This is a genomic window from Bacillus sp. AY2-1 (assembly GCF_008368965.1).
Lineage (GTDB): Bacteria > Bacillota > Bacilli > Bacillales > Bacillaceae_G > Bacillus_A > Bacillus_A thuringiensis_S.
Map to the genome: position 1 here is coordinate 79,256 of NZ_QPEL01000016.1, position 19,935 is coordinate 99,190.

Sequence of the window (19,935 nt, forward strand, 5' to 3'; positions counted from 1 at the left end):
TTCACCTACTTTCGTTTGTCGAACCCGCATAATCAATAAGAACAAGTGTGATATTATCTTCTCCACCGCGATCATTCGCCAATTGAATGAGACGCTGCCCTTTACCTTCAAGCTGTTCATTTAACTGTAAAATTTGTTGCATATCATCAATAGAAACTTTGTTTGATAACCCATCAGAGCAAAGAAGTAATTGATCATCTTCCTCAAGCACCAACGTTTTAACATCTAATCCAACTTTTTCTTCTGTTCCTAGCGCTCTTAATAACACATTCTTTTTCGGATGATACTCTGCATCTTCCTTTGAAATTTCACCATGTCTCACAAGCTCATTTACAAGCGAATGATCTTCCGTTACAAGCGTCATTTCTCCTTCTGATACCATATAGCAACGACTATCTCCTATATGCCCTATCGTCACAAAACTTGGTGTACAAACAGCTATTATAAGCGTTGTTCCCATACCATTACATTCTACATTTTGCTGAGCGTATTCATATATGCGCTCATTAATAATCCCAACACTAGTATGTAACCATTGTTCTACTTTTTTCGGTTCATTCATATTATGCGTTTGCTTCCAATAATCATGGAATAATTGAATGGCCATCGAGCTAGCTACATCACCAGCTCGATGACCTCCCATTCCATCTGCTACTACCGCTAAAACATTTCCATCTAAATTGTGAAAAACTCCTGCACTATCTTCATTATGTTGACGAACTTTTCCTTTATCCGATAGAAATACGGCTTTCATCTCGTCACCTCGTCTCTTCTTTGCGCTCCTTCGCACGCAACTGACCGCAGGCTGCGTCAATATCATGACCTTGTTCACGGCGAATCGTTACATTCACTCCACGATCTTTTAACGTTTTCTCGAACAAGAAAATTTGCTCACGTGGTGTACGTACATAATCACGTTCAGGTACGTAGTTTACCGGGATTAAGTTTACATGACATTTTACACCTTTTAAGAGCGCAGCAAGCTCTTCAGCGTGCTCAACTTGGTCATTTTCTCCTCCAAATAATCCATATTCAAAAGTAATACGGCGCCCTGTTCTATTTACATAGTATTTAATAGCTTCCATTAAATCCGGTAATTTATAAGCACGGTTAATCGGCATTAATTTTGAACGTAATTCTGAGTTTGGAGCATGCAATGAAATCGCAAAATTAATTTGTAGTTCTTCTTCAGCAAACTTATAAATTTTCGGGATAATTCCACTCGTCGAAACAGTCATATGTCTAGCACCAATATGAAGTCCTTTTTCATGGTTAGTGATGCGTAAGAATCCCATTAAATTATCGTAATTATCAAATGGTTCTCCAATTCCCATAACAACAAGAGAGCTTACACGTTCTTCTGTTTCATCAAGCGCACGCTGAACTTCTACTACTTGCGCTACGATTTCTCCAGCTTCTAGGTTTCGTTTTAGTCCACCAAGCGTCGAAGCACAGAACGTACATCCAATACGACAACCAACTTGCGTTGTTACACAAATGGAATTTCCATATTCATGTCGCATTAATACCGTTTCAATAGAATACCCGTCATATAATTGGAATAAGAATTTAATCGTTCCATCCGAAGACGTTTGTTTTACTAACGTGTTTAAAGTAGTAATATCAAAGGAATTCGACAATTTATCACGCAATCCTTTAGAAAGGTTTGACATATCCTCATAATTTTTTACACGTTTTTTATATAGCCAGTCAAAAATTTGTCCAGCGCGGAACTTCGGTTCTCCTTGTTCCTTTAACCAATCTTGCATTTCATGAATTTGTAAAGAGTAAATTGATGGTTTCTTCGTTTCTACATTTTTCTTTTGTTTTCTTACAGTCGTTTCCATGATGCTACACCTTCTTCCTTAAACAAGCAATGTAAAAGCCATCCGTTGCAAAATAATGCGGTAAAATTTGTACTTGACCTTCATTAATATACGGACTTAATTTTTCTGGCATACGTTCTTTTATCGTAGTATCCCATTCAAATTCAGGATGTTCTTTTAAAAATTTATCTATTACTTGTTCATTTTCTATTTTCTCAATTGTGCACGTACTATAAACAAGACGACCGCCTTGTTTTAATAACGGTGCTATTTTTTCTAGTATCGCAAGTTGAATCGTCGATAATCTTTCACTATCGCCTTTATCTTTTCCTAACTTAATATCAGGCTTACGTCTAATTACACCAAATCCAGAACACGGTGCATCTACCAATATTTTATCAAACGTTTCATTTGAAAAGTGCTCTTGCACTTTTCTAGCATCTAGCGCTTTTGTTTCGACATTTTCTAACCCAAGTCGCTCTGCTTGCTGTTTAATTAAACGTACTTTGTGTGCATGTAAATCAAGAGACATTACTTTACCAGTTCCCTTTAAACGCTCAGCTATATGCGTAGTTTTACCACCAGGAGCCGCACAACTATCAAGAACTGTCTCTCCCTCATTTGGTTCTAAAGCGCGTGCTACAAGCATAGAACTTTCATCTTGAATAGAAAGAAATCCTTTTTTAAACGCTTCTGTATGCGCTACATTTCCTCTTTCAATCTGAATTGCATCATCTGACAAGTCACCACGTTTTGCTTCTATACCTTCACTTGCCAACAACTCAATCGCTTCTTCTACCGTTACCTTATCAACATTCACACGCGCTGTAGGTACAGGAGGTAACATATTTACTTCGCACATTTTCTTTGCAGTTTCTAAGCCATATGCAGAAGTCCACTCTTGTACAAGCCAAACTGGATGACTCATCGCAATTGCAAGCCGTTCTACTGGATCCTTGATTTCATCTACAGAAGGTACACCTTCTCTCTGAATCGAACGTAATACACCGTTCACCATACCAGCAATTCCTTTATGCCCGCGACGCTTTGCAATCTCAACCGCTTCATGAATAGCCGCTCTTTCTGGCACTCGGTCTAAATAAATCATTTGATATAAAGATAAGCGAAGCAATACTCTTACCCACGCCTCAACCTTCTTTTTTAAAAAAGGCTGTAAATAATAATCTAATGTGTCACGACGTTGAATCGTTCCATATACAATTTCAGTTAATAAACCAATATCTTTTCTATCAATTGCACTTTTTTCAATTAAATTATTTAAAAGTAAGTTGCTATATGCACCACTTTTTTCCACTTGAATTAAACCATCAAGAGCTAATTCACGAACATTTTGTCTCATGCATTTTCTCCTAACTTCGTTCCAATTTCAGGTTTTGTTCCACGTAAAAATTGTGAACAACTCATACGCTTTTTACCAGAAGGTTGCAATTCAGTAATTTTAACACCTGTTTCATTACTAGTTGCTACTACAAAACCATCTTCTTCGATCGCAACAATCGTACCTGCTTCAGCCGGTTCAGTTACAGGCACTTTTTCTCCCCACCATACTTTAACAACTTGTCCTGCTAAAGTTGTATAAGCAACTGGCCATGGATTCAATCCGCGAATGTGATTGTATACTTCTTCACCTGTTTTTGTCCAATCAATTTTCTCTTGCTCACGTTTTATATTGTACGCAAACGTTACTTCTTCTTCGTTTTGTTTAATCGGTTCTAACTTACCTTGAATTAATAAAGGTACTGTTTTAGATAGAAGATGTGCTCCTGCTTCACTTAATTTATCAAATAATGAGCCTGTCGTTTCACGCTCTTCAATTTCCACTTCCACTTGCGTTAAGATATCACCAGCATCCAATTTTTCTACCATATACATAATTGTAATACCTGTTTTTTCTTTACCTTCCATAATTGCATAATGAATTGGTGCACCACCACGAAGTTCAGGAAGTAAAGAAGCGTGGACATTAATACATCCATACTTCGGTGCTTCTAAAATTTCATTTGGTACAATCTGACCAAATGCAGCTGTTACAATTAAATCTGGCTCTAATGCCAATACTTTTTCATATTCATCTTTTTCACGAATTTTTAACGGCTGTAACACAGGGATACCATGTTTTTCCGCTTCAACTTTAACAGGTGTAGGTGTTAATACTTTTTTTCTACCTACTGGACGATCAGGTTGCGTCACAACACCTACTACCTCATAGCCATCTTCAATAAGACGACGAAGCACCGGCACTGAAAAGTCCGGTGTTCCCATAAACACTACTTTTATCATTTAAAAACCGCTCCTTTTAACACCTATTCTAGTTCGTTTTCTTCATAATATCTTGTCACTTTCGATGTAAATAAAACACCGTGTAAATGATCGATTTCATGTTGAATTGCACGCGCTAAAAATCCTTCCGCTTCTAATAAAAATACTTTCCCACGGCGATTTTGTGCTCTTACTTTAATATAATCCGCACGTTCTACTTCACCATAAAGTCCCGGGAAGCTTAAACATCCTTCGGGACCTACTTGTTCACCACGTTTTTCTAATATTGATGGATTGATTAACTCGATTTTCCCAGTATCATCATCGACATCAACAACCGCTACTTGCAAGCTTACACCTACTTGAGGCGCAGCTAAACCGACTCCGTCCGCAATTAACATTGTTTCATGCATATCTTTCAACAATTTCACTAACTTTTTATCAAAGTTAATTACTCTTTCGCATGGTGTTTCTAACACTTCATTTGGATGCTTTACTATTTCTAAAACTGCCATATTTCCCTCCGCTACATTAACATTGTTGGATTAAAATCAATTGAGATTTGTAGCTCTTTTTGCATTTCTGCTTGATAATGTTCATTTACCATTTTGAGCACGTTCTTTAAGTTTGGTTCCCGTTTGTATTTTATCATGCATTGATAACGATATCTATCTTTTATCCTTGGAATTGCTGAAGCAACTGGTCCTAACACCATTGTTTGCTGCGAGCAATGCGTTCGTAAATACGAGGCAATTTTTTCCGTCACTTGTACCGCTTTTAATAATTCAGGATGAGATACGGTTACGAGTACAACATAGTAATATGGAGGATATTGTCTTGTTCGTCTCATTTGCATTTCTTGGTCAAAAAACACATCATATTGTTGGTTCTTCGCTAACTCTATACTGTAATGTTCTGGCGTATACGTTTGAATCACAACTTCCCCTGGCAATTCATGTCTACCCGCTCGTCCACTTACTTGCGTCAATAACTGATATGTCTTTTCACTTGCACGAAAATCAGGTAAGTGAAGCATCGTATCTGCAGTTAAAACCCCAACAAGCGTTACTTTTGGAAAATCTAATCCTTTAGCAATCATTTGTGTTCCAAGTAATATATCTGCTTTTTCTTCCCCAAACGCCTTTAATAATTTTTCATGCATTCCTTTTCGACTTGTCGTATCTACATCCATTCGAATGACTCGCGCCTCTGGAAATAGTTTTGTAATTTCTTCTTCTACCTTTTGTGTACCTGTACCAAAGAAACGAATGTATGTACTTTGACAAGCTGGACACTCAGTTGGCATATTTTCTTCGTAACTACAATAATGACATTTTAAACGATGATTCATTTTATGATATGTCAATGAAATATCACAATGCGGACATTGTACAACATACCCACAATCACGGCACATAACAAATGTAGAATGACCTCTTCTATTTAAGAAGAGTACCATCTGTTCTTTCTTTTCTAATCGATCTGCTATTTTTTCATGCAGCGCCTTAGAAAACATTGATCGATTCCCGTCACGAAGTTCTTCTCGCATGTCAACAATCTCTACCGTTGGTAAAGCTTGTTCATTCATACGTTTTTCCATTGTTAGTAGTTCATAAACACCTTTTTTCGCCCTTGCAAACGATTCAAGTGTTGGTGTCGCACTACCAAGAACGATAGGACATTTATGGTATTGCCCTCTCCAGACAGCCACATCTCTTGCATGATACCTTGGATTATCTTCTTGTTTGTAACTTGATTCATGCTCTTCATCAATAATAATAATCCCTAAATTCTCAAAAGGCGCAAAAACGGCTGAACGCGCACCAACTACAACTTTCACTTCTTTTCTTAAAATCTTACGCCACTCGTCATACTTTTCTCCAACAGACAACGCACTATGAAGAACTGCAACTTGCGAGCCAAACCTACCTTTAAAACGATTCACCATTTGGGGTGTTAGTGCAATTTCAGGAACAAGAACGATAGCTTCTTTTCCTTTCTCGAGCACTGCTGCTATAGATTGTAAATATACTTCTGTCTTTCCACTTCCTGTAACACCATATAGTAAAAATGGATTATAAGTTTCATTTGTAATTGATGATAAAATCGGTGTAATAACTTGTTTTTGTTCCTCCGTAAGTGGCAATGGTTTCGTTTGTTCAAAACCATCATCGTCATACGGATTTCGGTATACTTCCACATACTTTTCTGAAATGAATCCCTTTTTAACAAGTGCTTTTATTGGAGCATCTGTTATTTGTAACTCTTCTGTAATTACTTTCAACGGTACACTTTTATAATTTTCCACAAAATAATAGAGTACATCTTGTTGTTTTTTACTTTTCAGTTCAAATGCCGCTAATTCTAATTTATCTTCTGGCAACTCCGGCTGAACAACTCTTTGCTTCTTCTTTTGTACTTTATCTTTCACTTGATAAACGACTTCAACCGTACCATTTTTAATTTCTTGTTGAATAGTCCGGTATAAATGTGGCTGTTGCTCGATTACTTCAAAATCAATTGCTTCTTTATCCTGAAATAAATATAGTATTTCAGGTGCTATTTCTTCCTGTTTACAAAGTTGTAGACGTTTTTTATACGTTGCTTTTATCGCAGTTGGAAGCATCACTTGAAAAGCTGAAATCATGTAGCATAACGTTTCACTTGTAAGCCAATATCCAAGTTTTAATAATTCATCATTTAAAACCGGTGTTACATCTAATATTTCATGGATCGTCTTTAACTTCTTACTTTCTACATCCACCGAATCTTTAATCCCAATAATAAAACCTTGCAATTTTCTTGGCCCAAACGGAACTACTACCCGCATTCCTGTCTGTACAATATATTCCCATTTTTTAGGGATAATGTAATCAAATGGTCGATCTGTCTGACGGGCAGGTACATCAACAATTACACTTGCAAATTTCATAAACGATCATCTTCTAACATCATTTCAATTTGCTTTAATATTTCACGAGCTACCTCTTTTTTCATTAAAAGTGGCAACTCAATAACTTTTCCATCTTTTCTATACATCGTTACAATATTCGTATCCGTGCCAAATCCAGCTCCTTGCGCTTTTACATCATTCGCGACAATCATATCTGCATTTTTCTCACGTAGTTTTTTCGTTGCATATTCCTCTACATTTGTCGTTTCAGCAGCAAAACCGATAAGTAACTGTTTATCCTTTTTCTGACCTAACGTTTTTAAAATATCCACCGTTCTTTCGAGTTCAATGACAGCATCACCATTTTGCTTTTTCATTTTATTATCATGAACATATTTCGGACGATAATCTGCAACTGCTGCTGTTTTAATGACAACGTCTACGTTTTGATAATGTTGAAGAACTGCTTCTAACATATCTTGTGCAGATTCCACTTGCACTGTCGTTACATGTAACGGTGGATTTAATGCTGTCGGTCCTGAAACGAGTATAACATCAGCGCCTAAATTCGCCGCCACTTCTGCAATCGCATACCCCATTTTTCCAGAAGAAAAATTCGTCATAAAACGAACTGGATCAACCTTTTCACGTGTTGGGCCAGCAGTTATTAATATTCTTTTTCCCTGCAATGGTTTGTGTTCTGAGAAAGCTTCCTCTAACCGTGCGATAATCGCTTCAGGTTCTTCTAGTCGTCCCTTTGCTACATATCCACATGCTAAAAAGCCTTCCCCAGGCTCAATAAACGTATATCCTAGCGTTTTCAATGTCATCATATTTTTTTGAACAATTTTATTTTCATACATATGCACATTCATAGCAGGCGCAATCCATACCGGAGCTGCAGTAGCTAACAAAGTAGTTGTAATCATATCATCTGCAATACCACCAGCTAACTTTCCAATACAATTGGCAGTAGCAGGTGCGACAAGTACAACATCCGCCCAATCTGCTAAATCAATATGAGCAATAACAGCCGAGTCTTTCTCATCAAATGTATCCGTATATACATCATGGCGAGAAAGTGCTTGGAATGTAAGAGGCGTAACAAACTTCATTGCCGACTCACTCATCATTACTTTTACAATCGCGCCAGATTGTGTCAATTTACTCGTTAACGCAGCTGCTTTAAAAACCGCAATGCCTCCTGTTACACATAGAAGTATCTTTTTCCCTTTTAGCATATGACTCGTCCTCTTTCTTTTTCAAACTTATAATACTGAAATAGAATTCCCAGCTCGTCAGTACCAATATTTCATTCCTTTCGTAAAAAAATAACAACCTACTTGTAAATAGGTTGTTACCGTTACATAGAAAATTATAAAGTCTATGTTTTATTTTGTCGAAGGCAAAGGCTTATTCAGCAACTTTATCTTCACTTGGTACGTAGCTTAATACTTCCGCATCGATTTCTTCTAATGCTTTACCTACACACTTATGAGAAACCGGTTGCTCTACAACACAGTTATTAGCAAGTTGCATTTCACGTGCACGCTTTGCAGCCACTGTTACTAGTGTGTATTTAGAATCGATTTTTTGTAGTAATGAGTCAATTGATGGATTTAACATAATTATAGACCCTCCGTCATTTCTTTATAATATTTTGCTACCCTTTCGCGGCGGCAATGTTCGCCAACCACAATTGCTTTAATTCTATCACAAGCTAATTCAACTTGATCGTTTTCTACTACATAGTCGTAAGCGTCCATCATCTCGATTTCTTCTTTCGCTACAGTTAAACGATTTTCAATAACATCTTCAGTCTCTGTACCACGGCCGACAATACGGCTCTTTAGTTCAGATAAACTTGGAGGTGCTAAGAAAATAAATACACCTTCTGGGAAAGCTTTCTTAACTTGAATTGCTCCTTGCACTTCAATTTCTAAGAATACATCTTTTCCTTCTTGTAATGTTTTTTCAACATAGTCAATCGGTGTTCCGTAATAATTACCTACGAACTCAGCCCACTCAAGTAATCTTTCATTACGAATCATTTCCTCGAATTCTTCTCTTTCTTTAAAGAAATAATCCACACCATCTACTTCACCTTCACGCGGCTTACGTGTCGTTACTGAAATAGAGTACTGAAAACGTGTATCCTCATGGCTAAACAGCTCTTTACGAACCGTTCCTTTTCCAACCCCAGAAGGCCCTGAAAGAACGATGAGCAATCCTCTTCTACTTCTCATAAATATGTAAAACCTACCCTTCCTCACTTAAATCTTCTTTATTATTCAAACGATGTGCAATCGTCTCTGGTTGAATTGGACTTAATACAACATGCCCATCATCCATAACAATAACCGCCCTTGTTTTTCTCCCATACGTAGCATCAAGCAAAGCATTATGTTCGCGTGCTTCCTGTACTGTTCGTTTAATAGGAGCTGACTCCGGACTTACAATAGCAATAATTCGATGAGCAGATACAATATTTCCGTATCCAATATTTAAAAACCGCATGGCCATAGTTTGCGCCTCCTAGTAAGTCTATCCGATTTCTCCACCACGTATAACTTTATATATTTTTTGAAAGCTACTCAATATTTTGTACTTGTTCACGAATTTTTTCAAGGTTATTTTTCATTTCTACAACATATTTTGAAATTGTTAAGTCATTTGCCTTAGAACCAATCGTATTAATTTCTCTATGCATCTCTTGCACGATGAAATCCATTTTTCTTCCAACAGGTTCTTCAATCTGCAATGTTTCATGAAATTGCTCTAAATGACTTTGCAAACGAACTAACTCTTCATGAATATCACAACGCTCTGCAAAGATTGCGACTTCTGTTAGCAATCTTTGTTCATCTAACTCTTGATTATGTAATTCTTTTAAGCGATTTTCTAATCGTTCACGATATTTTTGTGTAACAATTGGTGCATGTGGAATAATTGCATTTACACAATTGCTAATCTCTTGTAAACGATACGCTATATCTTTATGTAATCGTTCTCCTTCGCCATCTCTCATCGTTTTCAACATATGAGCAGCTTGACGAACAGCCTCATATAAACTGTTCTCAAAATGTTCATTTACATTTTCTATTTCTTCAATTGCTGTTACTTCTGGCATTGCCATTAATTGCTCGAGTGTAATAGAATCTTGTAATTGAAACTTTCCTTTTATATCTTCCATCATCGATTGGTACTGCTCAAGAAGTGACCAATTCACACTTAATTTTCTTTCAACAAGTCCTTCACCTGCTATACTAATAGACACCTCAATGCGTCCACGTCGAACTTGCTGTGCAATTATTTTACGAATTTTGTCCTCAAATACCATCATTTGCTTAGGAAGTCGAATACTCATCTCTAAAAAACGGTGGTTCACCGATTTCATTTCTACTGTAATTTGAAAAGTATCACTTTCTACTTTCGATCTTCCAAACCCTGTCATACTAGAAATCATTTTTATCACATCCAAGCCATAAAATAACTCAATGAAAAAGGTAATAGAGACAAGGCTCTACTACCTTCTGTAAATTATATCACATTTTCATAACATTGACTATTTCAAGTTTAATCCCTTCTTATATAACATTGGCTTTTTCTTTTTCGCCTTTTTCCCTGTTAATAAAGAACCTACTAGTAAGAAAGTCGGAATTGATGACAAACCTCCAATTAATAACCAATCTCTTGCTTGTATCGGCATTGTGCTAAAGATCGGTTGTAACGGTGGATAATATATAACCACTAGCATGAGTAGTAACGAAATGATAACCGCCCCTACTAAATACACGTTCCCAAATGGATTGCGGTGAAAGACAGAATGCTCACTACGACAATCAAATACATGAATAAGCTGAGCAAGTACCAACGTCGCGAACGCTACAGTTTGTGCATATTTCAGTTCATTTGGATGTTGGTTATACGCAATAATAAACGCTACTAACGTCACTGCCCCAATTAAAAACCCTCGACTTATTATTTTCCACGCAAGCCCTCTAGCGAATACCCCTTCTTTCGGGTGGCGCGGCGTTCTCTTCATCACATCTCCTTCAGCCTTATCCAAACCTAATGCCATCGCTGGTAAACCATCAGTAACTAAGTTCACCCATAAAATTTGAATAGGAACCATCGGCAGTGGTAATGCAAGTAACATCGCAAATAACATGACTAAAATTTCTCCAACGTTTGACGCCAATAAGTAGCGAATAAACTTACGTATGTTCTCGTATATATTTCTTCCTTCTTTAATTGCTGATTTAATTGTAGCAAAATTATCGTCTAGTAAAACAAGTGAAGAGGCCTCTTTCGCAACATCTGTCCCTGTAATTCCCATCGCTATCCCAATATCCGCTGTTTTTATAGCTGGAGCATCGTTCACTCCATCGCCTGTCATGGCTACTATATGTCCTTGATTTTGCAGTGCCTTAACAATTTTTAATTTATGCTCAGGTGATACACGAGCGAATACATACGTATCTTCTACAACATTTTCTAATTCCTCCACATCCATATTCGCGAGTTCTACGCCTTCAACAACGCGTCCATCTGGTGGCAAAACTCCTAATTGTTCAGCAATCGCCATTGCTGTCACTTTATGATCACCTGTAATCATTACCGTTCGAATACCAGCTTCTTTACACTCTTTTACCGCCTGCGCCACTTCTGGCCTTGGCGGGTCAATCATACCTTGTATCCCAACCAACATAAAATCTTTTTCAACGTCTCTTTCATGTTCAATAGAATCCGTGACTTTTAAAGGTTTAAACGCAACTGCAATTGTTCGAAGCGCTTGACTACCTAAGCTATGAATAGCCGCCTGTACTTCTCTTCTATATAACTCACTTAACGGCTGCTGCTTATCCCCCCATAAAATCGTTTGACTCATTTGCAAAAGAACGTCCGGTGCTCCCTTCGTAACAATAAACTTCTTCCCCTCTCGATCTCGTACAATAACACTCATCATTTTTCGAGTTGAATCAAATGGAAATTCACGAATAATTTCAAATTTCCCTTTCAATGCCTCACGTGTAATCCCAGCTTTCATTGCTGCAGCTACAAGCGCTCCCTCTGTTGGATCTCCATCTAATACGTACGCCTTTTTCTTTTGAATAATATTTGCATTGTTACATAGTGAACCAAATGTAAGTAGCTGATAAAGTGCTTTTGTCTTAGCTGGATTCACTTCTATTTCACCTTTCATAAAAGAGCCATTAGGTTCATATCCTTGCCCTGTCACTTTCCACAATTCTCCGCCTGACCACATATGTGTTACCATCATTTTGTTTTGCGTCATTGTCCCCGTTTTATCAGAACATATAACGGAAGCACAACCTAACGTTTCTACGGCTGGTAACTTTCGTACAATTGCTCTCTTTTTTATCATACGCTGTACACCAAGTGATAAAGCTACTGTAACAATTGCTGGCAACCCTTCTGGAATAGCCGCAACAGCTAGCGATACGCCAGCTAAAAACATATGATATACTTCATTCCCTTGATACACACCAGCCAATACAACGAGCGCTGTCAAAATAAGAGCTACAATAATTAATATTTTTCCGAGCTGTTCTAACCTTCTTTGCAGTGGTGTTTCCATTTGCTCTGCATTTTGTAACATATTTGCAATTTGACCCATCGCTGTATTCATACCAGTTGCTACAACGACACCTGTTCCAGATCCTCGCGTAATCATTGTCCCCATAAAAGCCATATTTTTTTGATCACCAATTGCAACCTCTTGCCCTTGCAATGCTTCTACCTTCTTTTGCACAGGTACGGACTCCCCTGTCAAAGCAGACTCTTCAATATATAAACTTGATGCCTCAACAAGACGCACATCAGCCCCAATACGATCACCACTGGAAAACTTAATAATATCACCTAAAACAAGTGCTTTAGATGGTGCTTTTACCCACTTTCCATTCCGCATTACAGTAACTTGTGGAGCAGCTAGTTCCTTTAAAGCTTCCAATGATTTTTCAGCTTTTCTTTCTTGAAAAAAGCCGAGAATACCATTGATAATAACAATGGCAACAATAGCAATAGAATCAATGTATTCACCTAAAAACGCAGAAACAATTGTTGCTCCAAACAAAACGAGTACCATGAAATCTTTAAATTGCGCTAAAAATACCATTAGTGCAGAAGGCCTTTTTGCTTCTTCTAATTCATTTGTACCAAATTTCTTAATTCGCCCTTCTGCTTCTTTCTCCGTAAGTCCAACCTTTACATTCGTATTCGTTCTTTCTTCCACTTCATGTGCTCGCATTCCATACCAGTTCATCCTGCCATCGACCTCCTGATTCCAGACATACTCTATTGAAAGCTTATTCAGCCTCGTCCAAAAAAATGCTATAATTAACTTTTAGTTAGAAAGGAGTGTTCATTAATGGCATTCGATGGATTATTTACAAGAGCGATTACACATGAAATTGAAAATTCTCTTTACACGGGAAGGATTTCCAAAATATACCAACCTTCAAAATACGAGATTTTATTACATATTCGAGCGAATGGAAAGAACCAAAAACTAATTCTTTCATCTCATCCTACATATGCGCGTATGCACTTAACGAATCAAAACTACGATTCGCCAGCAATACCGCCGATGTTTTGTATGCTTCTTCGTAAACATTTAGAAGGTGGATTTATTGAAAAAATTGAACAAATCGACTTAGAACGGATTATCCAAATTACAGTTCGCAGTCGTAATGAAATCGGAGACGAATCATTAAAAACATTAGTAATTGAAATAATGGGAAGACATAGCAACATTATCTTATTAGATACGAAAACAAACGTGATTTTAGATAGCTTAAAACACGTTTCATTAGCCGTAAACCGTCACCGAACTGTATATGCTGGTGCTGAGTACGTCGCGCCACCAGCCCAACATAAAATCAATCCTCTGCAAATTGAAACCGCAGATGATTTTATTAGACCGCTAGACTTTCTATCTGGAAATATGGATAAACAACTCGTCGGGGCTTTCATGGGAATATCCCCATTATTTGCAAAAGAAGTAGTAAAGAAAGCCGGTATGGTAAACGAGAAAGCATTATCAGAAGCATTTTTCTCTATACAAACACCATTACTATCTCATGCATATACACCAGCAATGATTACTGCAAATGGAAAAGAATTCTTTTATCTTTTCCCTCTTACACACTTGCAAGGAGAAGAAAAAACATTCTCATCAGTGAGCGAATTGTTAGATCGTTTCTTCTTTGGCAAAGCAGAACGTGATCGTGTAAAACAACAAGCTCATGATTTAGAACGCTTTATGCAAAACGAAAAAAATAAAAACGAGAAAAAACTCATTAAACTCGAAAAAACACTGCAAGATGCCGGAAAGGCAGATAAATATCAACTATTTGGAGAACTACTTACAGCCAATATGTACGCTTTGAAAAAAGGGGATAAAGATATTGAAGTCGTTAACTATTACGACGAAAATAGCGGAACTGTAAAAATTACATTAGATCCTTTAAAAACACCATCTGACAATGCGCAACGCTATTTCCAAAAGTACCAAAAAGCGAAAAATTCAGTTGTTATTGTAGAAGAACAAATCGAAAAAACAAATGAAGAAATTCTTTATTTTGATAGCTTACTTCAACAAATGGAAGCTGCTTCTTCAAAAGATATTGAAGAAATTCGTGAAGAATTAGCTGAAGAAGGTTATGTGCGCAATCGCAAAAAGAAAAACACAAAGAAAAAACCTACTAAACCAGTATTAGATAAATATTTAGCAAGTGATGGTACAGAGATTTTCGTTGGTAAAAACAATAAACAAAATGATTATTTAACAACGAAGTTTGCCCGCCGTGATGAAATTTGGTTACATACGAAAGACATACCTGGCTCTCACGTTGTCATTCGTTCTTTAGAGCCTGCTGAAGAAACTTTACTAGAAGCTGCCAAAATTGCTGCGTATTACAGTAAAGCGAAAGAGTCTAGCTCTGTACCTGTTGATTTCACCAAAATACGCCATGTCAAAAAACCGAGTGGTGCAAAACTTGGTTTTGTTACGTACGACAATCAGCAAACCGTATATGTAACACCAGATGCTGATATTGTAATGAAATTAAAAGCGTAAATAAAAAATGCGTTGCTTATAAGCAACGCATTTTTTATTTATTTTCAATTTAGTTGCTATATCCATTCCATATTGTCAAAAAAATTGACAGTGTCATTTTACATTTGTATAAATTTTTTAAAGCATGTAAATAAAGTACAAGTGTAACTCCAATCAATATTTTTTCATCCCCCTGCTATTTATTGAAGCAATCTGAATTTTATAAACAAACCGTCTCCCGCAAATGGCGGGCTATTTTCTTATCTCCCTTAAAATATATGTTTTCCCTACTATCCTTTCTTCAAATATACATTTTGGCACACTATTTGCTTTATTAAATACTGTGAATAGGGGGAATTAACATGACTTTAAAAATTAATAAAATCCAAAATCAACTACAAAACTATGAAATTGACGGGTTACTCATTACCAAAAAAGAAAATCGCCAATATGCAACAGGCTTTACAGGTAGTGCTGGCGTCGTCTTAATCTCTGCGGATAAAGCTGTTTTTATAACTGATTTTCGCTATGTAGATCAAGCGAAATCACAAATAAAAGATGCTGAAATTATTATGCATACAGGAAATTTAGAAAAAGAAATTGCAAATCAAGTATCAAAATTAAACATTCAAAAACTCGGAATTGAAGAGAACAACATGACATTGCAACAATATAAAAACTTACAAAAATGCGTACATGTGGAAATGGTTCAAGTGTGCGAAATCATCGAAAATATTCGTATTATTAAAGACATGCCGGAAATAGAAACAATGAAAATCGCAGCTAATATTGCTGACGAAGCATTTCACCACATCATTACGTTTCTAAAACCAGGAATAAGTGAAAATGATGTACGAGATGAGTTAGAATTTTTCATGCGAAAAAAAGGGGCTACATCCTCTTCATTCCAAATCATTGTAGCTTCTGGCGTTCGTTCTTCACTTCCTCATGGAGTTGCATCAAATAAAATAATCGAGCGAGGCGACATCGTTACATTAGATTTCGGTGCACTTTACGATGGATATTGTTCCGATATAACTCGTACTGTAGCAATCGGAGAACCATCAGAAGAATTCAAAAAGATATACAATGTTGTACGAGAAGCGTTAAAACGTGGAACTAAAGCAATTAAGCCTGGAGAAACTGCGAAAAGTATCGATGATATAACGAGGAATTACATTACAGAACATGGATACGGTCAATACTTTGGACACTCTACCGGGCACGGTCTTGGGTTAGAAATACATGAACCACTTCGCCTATCCTAAGAAAGCAAGACAACTTTACAAGAAGGTATGGTTGTTACAGTTGAGCCGGGCATTTACATACCGAACTGGGGCGGTTGTAGAATTGAAGATGATATTGTCATCACCAAAGGTGGTTATGACGTTATTACAAAATCAAATAGAGAACTAATTGTAATCCCTTGTTAATATTATGAAGGTTTAAACAAAACTTTTTTTTGCACATAGAATTCCTTCTCTGGAGTATTCATTTAAAGAGGGGGAATTTTAATTGAATTTTGTAATTGATAAATTGGAGGGTTTACATGTAGAATTTTCAAAGCTTGTTTCCATGATGAATTACGCTCGCTATACAACAATGCAAGCAGTGGAAAGTTTAACAATTGAAGAACTTGATTATTTATATGATAAGGAAGCAAATTCAATTGGCATGTTATTGTATCATATGGCTGCTATTGAATTTTACTACCAGATTCATACTTTTGAAGACCGTGAACCAACGGAGGCTGAATTAGAACGCTGGTTACCTGGCATTGAATTAGGCGATCTTGGACGTGAGAAAATAAAAGGAAACGCTATAGAATTTTACATAAATACATTACAAGAATTACGTTCCAAAACAATCGAGACTTTTCAATCGTTACCTGATGAATGGTTATTTAAAACGACAGACTTTTGGTATGACAAACCAGCAAATAACTATTTTAAGTGGTTTCACGTTCTTGAAGATGAAATCAATCATCGTGGACAAATTCGTTTAATTAAAAAGATGCAAAAAGCTCATGCAGTAAAATGAGGAAATGCTACCGAATAAGGTGGCATTTTCTTTTATTCATTAACGAATAGCTTTTCGTTTATTATTTTAGTGACTACCACTACCAACATTAAAATGCATATTAAATATAGCATTTTCGAAATAAACAACCACCCTTGAAACATTACAATTCCATCTATTATCTCATTTCCTTTCCATAACAAAAACGGAATTGTGCTGATTATAATGACAAATTCGATGCTGAAAACCATTTTCTTTTTTCGACTATATGCTTTCCATTTATTCCAGGGATACATAGGTGCAAAAATCAATACTCCTATACATAATATAACTGGTACCCATTCACTTTTTAAAAATTGCCCTGAAATAACTGATAATAGTAAACAAACGAGCACACCATAATATCCTATTTTTTCTCTCATTCTTACTACCTCCATTCTATCCTCTCTTTAATATGTAACTCCATATTCTTATCGTGAACCTAAGAAAAATAACAACTACAATTACAATATAAAGACCTTTTGCAGAAGACATCCATTCTTGAAAAATAGACATTTTCTCCATCTGTTTCTGTCCTTCTATTAAAATAAACCCTATGAAAAATGAGCAAACAACAATGATACCTATCATAATTCCAATGCTTTTCTTACTATGTTGTTTCATGTCATCCCATCGGTATAACAGTATAAAAACAAACCCAAAAAGAGGGGTGATACTTATCCATTCATTGTTTGTAAATAGATTTAAAATGATTAATGGACTACAAGAAATAATAAATCCCCAAAAACCAATTTTTTTGCACATACGCCCTCCTCTAATTCCATTTTTAGGATTAATTGTATTGCATCATCCATTTTTTATTCTTACCATTACAGTACATGAAATTTCACTTTTTTTCTTTTTCTATACTCACATACTTTCACTGCTTTCATACAATAAACTACACGAATGCCTAAGGATGTGAATGTTATGGGAGTTGAATTAACGCTATTACACGCTCTCTATGTTATTTGCTTACTCACTATTATTACCTTTTTTATTCTCCGGAAAGATACGACGATTATTTGTATCGTTTTTATCTTTTTATTAGCATTAACTGCTACAAGTTCTATCCCTCTTGCCGTTAGCGGTATTTTTCAAAGTTTCATTTACGCTATTACTGAGCTATTACCAACTATATTAATTATCTCTATTATCGTATCAATGAGCAATCTACTCGTTCATACTGGCATAAATGATACGATGATTTCACCATTTACAAAGATGATTCGTACCCCTGCACTTGCCTACTGGATCATCGGCCTTTTAATGATGACAATTTCTTTCTTTTTTTGGCCTTCTCCAGCTGTCGCCTTAATGGGAGCTATTTTATTCCCCGTCGCTGTACGCGTCGGTCTTCCTCCAATTGGGGTTGCCATTGCTATGAACTTATTCGGACACGGCATCGCCTTATCTGGCGACTTCGTTATTCAAGGTGCACCGAAATTAACTGCAGACGCGGCTGGTCTTCCTGTTTCCAGCGTCGTTTCTGCCAGTGTTCCCCTCGTTATCGTGATGGGCGTTGTTACAACTTCTGTCGCTTTTTTCTTCTTACGAAAAGAATTTGATACAGGATTATCGTTGCAAGACTCCCCTGCATCAACGGAACCATCTAAAACTACTATTTTATTATCTCCTCGCATAAAGAAATGGCTCGCTATATGTATCCCTATCGTATATATCATCGATATCCTTTGCATGATTCAATTTAAACTACAAGGAAGCGATGCAACAGCACTTATCGGCGGAACGACTGTTATTATGATTATCATCATTTCCCTCATCGCCTACAAAGGTAATGGACTAAATAAAACAACCGATTATTTTATAGAAGGGCTCCAATTTGGATTTAAAATCTTTGGTCCAGTTATTCCAATTGCTGCACTCTTTTATTTAGGAGATAGCGGTTTTGTGAAAATTATCGGAGACTATTTACCGAAAGGTTCACATGGAATCATTAACGACTTAGGGATTGCCTTATCTCAAACTGTTCCTTTAAATCAATACGTATCGGCGGGAACATTAACTATCGTTGGTGTCATAACAGGATTAGATGGATCTGGCTTTTCTGGTATATCACTTGCTGGTTCAATTGCCAATCTTTTCGGAACAGCACTTGGGCATGGAACAGCTACATTAACAGCACTCGGGCAAATTGCTGCCATATGGACCGGAGGCGGGACTTTAATTCCTTGGGCGCTTATTCCTGCCGCTGCCATTTGTAAAGTGGATCCATTTGAACTCGCACGCCGAAACTTTTTACCAGTTTTGATTGGCTTAATTGTCACCACGATCGTTGCGATGTTTATTCTATAGCGTAAGCAAGTTTTCTCTTGCTTACGCTTTTTATTATGAAATCCAGTGACTTTCTAAAGGGATTATCTACATGTTAGCGAAGTTATATTAAGAGAATATTTATTTAAAAAACGTTTACGAGGAACAGATTACTTCCATTAGAAAAGGGGACATAACTATGAATGAATTGATTTTCGTCTTATTAATTTGTCCATTACTTATCTTTATCGTTTCTGTTATTGGAACACGCAAGACGAAAACGTATTACGTAATGCCGATTGTAACGTTTGCTAGTTTTTTAATAATAGGTGTTATCGCCTTCACTCCAAAATTCTTCTTTTGGGTTGGCATGTACAGCATCTTCTCATTTATTGTTTCTTATATGACTCTATTGTTTGTAAGAGGATATGAGCTTGCAGAAAGCGCTAAGTAGTTTTTAGTAGAAAGATTATAATATGAATTTTCTTTAATATCGATAGGACTTTACTTGAATTTTTAAC

Annotated in this window: 18 protein-coding genes and 1 pseudogene; 5 read left to right on the top strand and 14 right to left on the bottom strand. The window is 36.6% G+C overall.

What is annotated here, in order from left to right:
• Position 1 precedes the first annotated feature (1 nt).
• The 12 genes from DN403_RS03260 to DN403_RS03315 form a co-directional block, all read right to left on the bottom strand.
• The gene (locus DN403_RS03260; protein ID WP_000648708.1) at positions 2-754 is read right to left on the bottom strand and encodes a Stp1/IreP family PP2C-type Ser/Thr phosphatase; all 753 of its coding nucleotides are present in this window, start codon (positions 752-754) and stop codon (positions 2-4) included.
• Positions 755-758: 4 nt separating this feature from the next.
• The gene (gene rlmN, locus DN403_RS03265) at positions 759-1,847 is read right to left on the bottom strand and encodes a dual-specificity RNA methyltransferase RlmN (protein ID WP_000450548.1); all 1,089 of its coding nucleotides are present in this window, start codon (positions 1,845-1,847) and stop codon (positions 759-761) included.
• 4 nt (positions 1,848-1,851) lie between these two features.
• Complete coding sequence (gene rsmB, locus DN403_RS03270; protein ID WP_149185301.1) at positions 1,852-3,186, bottom strand: 16S rRNA (cytosine(967)-C(5))-methyltransferase RsmB; 1,335 nt, start codon at positions 3,184-3,186, stop codon at positions 1,852-1,854.
• The gene (gene fmt / locus DN403_RS03275; protein WP_000598805.1) at positions 3,183-4,127 is read right to left on the bottom strand and encodes a methionyl-tRNA formyltransferase; all 945 of its coding nucleotides are present in this window, start codon (positions 4,125-4,127) and stop codon (positions 3,183-3,185) included. Before fmt ends, rsmB begins: the two co-directional genes overlap by 4 nt.
• A gap of 23 nt (positions 4,128-4,150) precedes the next feature.
• Positions 4,151-4,621, bottom strand: a complete 471-nt coding sequence (gene def, locus DN403_RS03280) for a peptide deformylase (RefSeq protein WP_000279470.1) — start codon at positions 4,619-4,621, stop codon at positions 4,151-4,153.
• 11 nt (positions 4,622-4,632) lie between these two features.
• Positions 4,633-7,038 (bottom strand): primosomal protein N', encoded by a 2,406-nt coding sequence (gene priA / locus DN403_RS03285; RefSeq protein WP_149185302.1) that lies wholly within the window; start codon positions 7,036-7,038, stop codon positions 4,633-4,635.
• Positions 7,035-8,240, bottom strand: coding sequence for a bifunctional phosphopantothenoylcysteine decarboxylase/phosphopantothenate--cysteine ligase CoaBC (gene coaBC, locus DN403_RS03290; protein WP_000911744.1), 1,206 nt, complete (start codon positions 8,238-8,240; stop codon positions 7,035-7,037). Before coaBC ends, priA begins: the two co-directional genes overlap by 4 nt.
• Positions 8,241-8,412: 172 nt before the next feature.
• Positions 8,413-8,625: a DNA-directed RNA polymerase subunit omega gene (rpoZ, locus tag DN403_RS03295; RefSeq protein WP_000933962.1), complete on the bottom strand. Its 213-nt coding sequence runs from the start codon at positions 8,623-8,625 to the stop codon at positions 8,413-8,415.
• A gap of 2 nt (positions 8,626-8,627) precedes the next feature.
• A complete protein-coding gene (gmk, locus tag DN403_RS03300; protein WP_001257742.1) occupies positions 8,628-9,245 on the bottom strand; it encodes a guanylate kinase in 618 nt (205 codons plus the stop codon).
• Between the two features lie 13 nt (positions 9,246-9,258).
• On the bottom strand, positions 9,259-9,522 hold the full coding sequence (gene remA, locus DN403_RS03305) for an extracellular matrix/biofilm regulator RemA (RefSeq protein ID WP_001251456.1): 264 nt from the start codon (positions 9,520-9,522) through the stop codon (positions 9,259-9,261).
• 67 nt (positions 9,523-9,589) lie between these two features.
• Complete coding sequence (locus tag DN403_RS03310; RefSeq protein ID WP_000625867.1) at positions 9,590-10,465, bottom strand: YicC/YloC family endoribonuclease; 876 nt, start codon at positions 10,463-10,465, stop codon at positions 9,590-9,592.
• A 99-nt stretch (positions 10,466-10,564) separates the two neighbouring features.
• On the bottom strand, positions 10,565-13,288 hold the full coding sequence (locus DN403_RS03315) for a calcium-translocating P-type ATPase, SERCA-type (protein WP_001104763.1): 2,724 nt from the start codon (positions 13,286-13,288) through the stop codon (positions 10,565-10,567).
• 105 nt (positions 13,289-13,393) lie between these two features.
• On the opposite strand from DN403_RS03315, the gene DN403_RS03320 reads away from it, so the two are divergent.
• The 3 genes and pseudogenes from DN403_RS03320 (at position 13,394) to DN403_RS03330 (ending at position 17,122) form a co-directional block, all read left to right on the top strand.
• Positions 13,394-15,103, top strand: a complete 1,710-nt coding sequence (locus tag DN403_RS03320) for an Rqc2 family fibronectin-binding protein (RefSeq protein WP_000863281.1) — start codon at positions 13,394-13,396, stop codon at positions 15,101-15,103.
• A 341-nt stretch (positions 15,104-15,444) separates the two neighbouring features.
• Positions 15,445-16,515 (top strand): annotated as a pseudogene (locus DN403_RS03325) (M24 family metallopeptidase).
• A gap of 82 nt (positions 16,516-16,597) precedes the next feature.
• The gene (locus DN403_RS03330) at positions 16,598-17,122 is read left to right on the top strand and encodes a DinB family protein (protein ID WP_001012055.1); all 525 of its coding nucleotides are present in this window, start codon (positions 16,598-16,600) and stop codon (positions 17,120-17,122) included.
• Between the two features lie 32 nt (positions 17,123-17,154).
• Here DN403_RS03330 and DN403_RS03335 read toward each other — a convergent pair whose 3' ends face one another.
• Together DN403_RS03335 and DN403_RS03340 are read right to left on the bottom strand one after the other, a co-directional pair.
• Complete coding sequence (locus DN403_RS03335; protein ID WP_001208263.1) at positions 17,155-17,523, bottom strand: YoqO family protein; 369 nt, start codon at positions 17,521-17,523, stop codon at positions 17,155-17,157.
• Between the two features lie 16 nt (positions 17,524-17,539).
• Positions 17,540-17,938 (bottom strand): YoqO family protein, encoded by a 399-nt coding sequence (locus DN403_RS03340; RefSeq protein ID WP_414638676.1) that lies wholly within the window; start codon positions 17,936-17,938, stop codon positions 17,540-17,542.
• A gap of 132 nt (positions 17,939-18,070) precedes the next feature.
• Between DN403_RS03340 and DN403_RS03345 the strand changes: the two genes are divergently transcribed.
• The gene (locus tag DN403_RS03345; RefSeq protein WP_000537902.1) at positions 18,071-19,456 is read left to right on the top strand and encodes a membrane protein; all 1,386 of its coding nucleotides are present in this window, start codon (positions 18,071-18,073) and stop codon (positions 19,454-19,456) included.
• 157 nt (positions 19,457-19,613) lie between these two features.
• Positions 19,614-19,868: a YbeF family protein gene (locus DN403_RS03350; RefSeq protein ID WP_001003933.1), complete on the top strand. Its 255-nt coding sequence runs from the start codon at positions 19,614-19,616 to the stop codon at positions 19,866-19,868.
• Positions 19,869-19,935: the final 67 nt, after the last annotated feature.

Excerpts from the sequence above, each read along its gene's own strand:
- DN403_RS03260 (WP_000648708.1), bottom strand. The coding sequence starts at position 754 with ATGAAAGCCGTATTTCTATCGGATAAAGGAAAAGTTCGTCAACATAAT.
- rlmN (WP_000450548.1), bottom strand. The coding sequence starts at position 1,847 with ATGGAAACGACTGTAAGAAAACAAAAGAAAAATGTAGAAACGAAGAAA.
- rsmB (WP_149185301.1), bottom strand. The coding sequence starts at position 3,186 with ATGAGACAAAATGTTCGTGAATTAGCTCTTGATGGTTTAATTCAAGTG.
- fmt (WP_000598805.1), bottom strand. The coding sequence starts at position 4,127 with ATGATAAAAGTAGTGTTTATGGGAACACCGGACTTTTCAGTGCCGGTG.
- def (WP_000279470.1), bottom strand. The coding sequence starts at position 4,621 with ATGGCAGTTTTAGAAATAGTAAAGCATCCAAATGAAGTGTTAGAAACA.
- priA (WP_149185302.1), bottom strand. The coding sequence starts at position 7,038 with ATGAAATTTGCAAGTGTAATTGTTGATGTACCTGCCCGTCAGACAGAT.
- coaBC (WP_000911744.1), bottom strand. The coding sequence starts at position 8,240 with ATGCTAAAAGGGAAAAAGATACTTCTATGTGTAACAGGAGGCATTGCG.
- rpoZ (WP_000933962.1), bottom strand. The coding sequence starts at position 8,625 with ATGTTAAATCCATCAATTGACTCATTACTACAAAAAATCGATTCTAAA.
- gmk (WP_001257742.1), bottom strand. The coding sequence starts at position 9,245 with ATGAGAAGTAGAAGAGGATTGCTCATCGTTCTTTCAGGGCCTTCTGGG.
- remA (WP_001251456.1), bottom strand. The coding sequence starts at position 9,522 with ATGGCCATGCGGTTTTTAAATATTGGATACGGAAATATTGTATCTGCT.
- DN403_RS03310 (WP_000625867.1), bottom strand. The coding sequence starts at position 10,465 with ATGATTTCTAGTATGACAGGGTTTGGAAGATCGAAAGTAGAAAGTGAT.
- DN403_RS03315 (WP_001104763.1), bottom strand. The coding sequence starts at position 13,288 with ATGAACTGGTATGGAATGCGAGCACATGAAGTGGAAGAAAGAACGAAT.
- DN403_RS03320 (WP_000863281.1), top strand. The coding sequence starts at position 13,394 with ATGGCATTCGATGGATTATTTACAAGAGCGATTACACATGAAATTGAA.
- DN403_RS03335 (WP_001208263.1), bottom strand. The coding sequence starts at position 17,523 with ATGAGAGAAAAAATAGGATATTATGGTGTGCTCGTTTGTTTACTATTA.
- DN403_RS03345 (WP_000537902.1), top strand. The coding sequence starts at position 18,071 with ATGGGAGTTGAATTAACGCTATTACACGCTCTCTATGTTATTTGCTTA.
- DN403_RS03350 (WP_001003933.1), top strand. The coding sequence starts at position 19,614 with ATGAATGAATTGATTTTCGTCTTATTAATTTGTCCATTACTTATCTTT.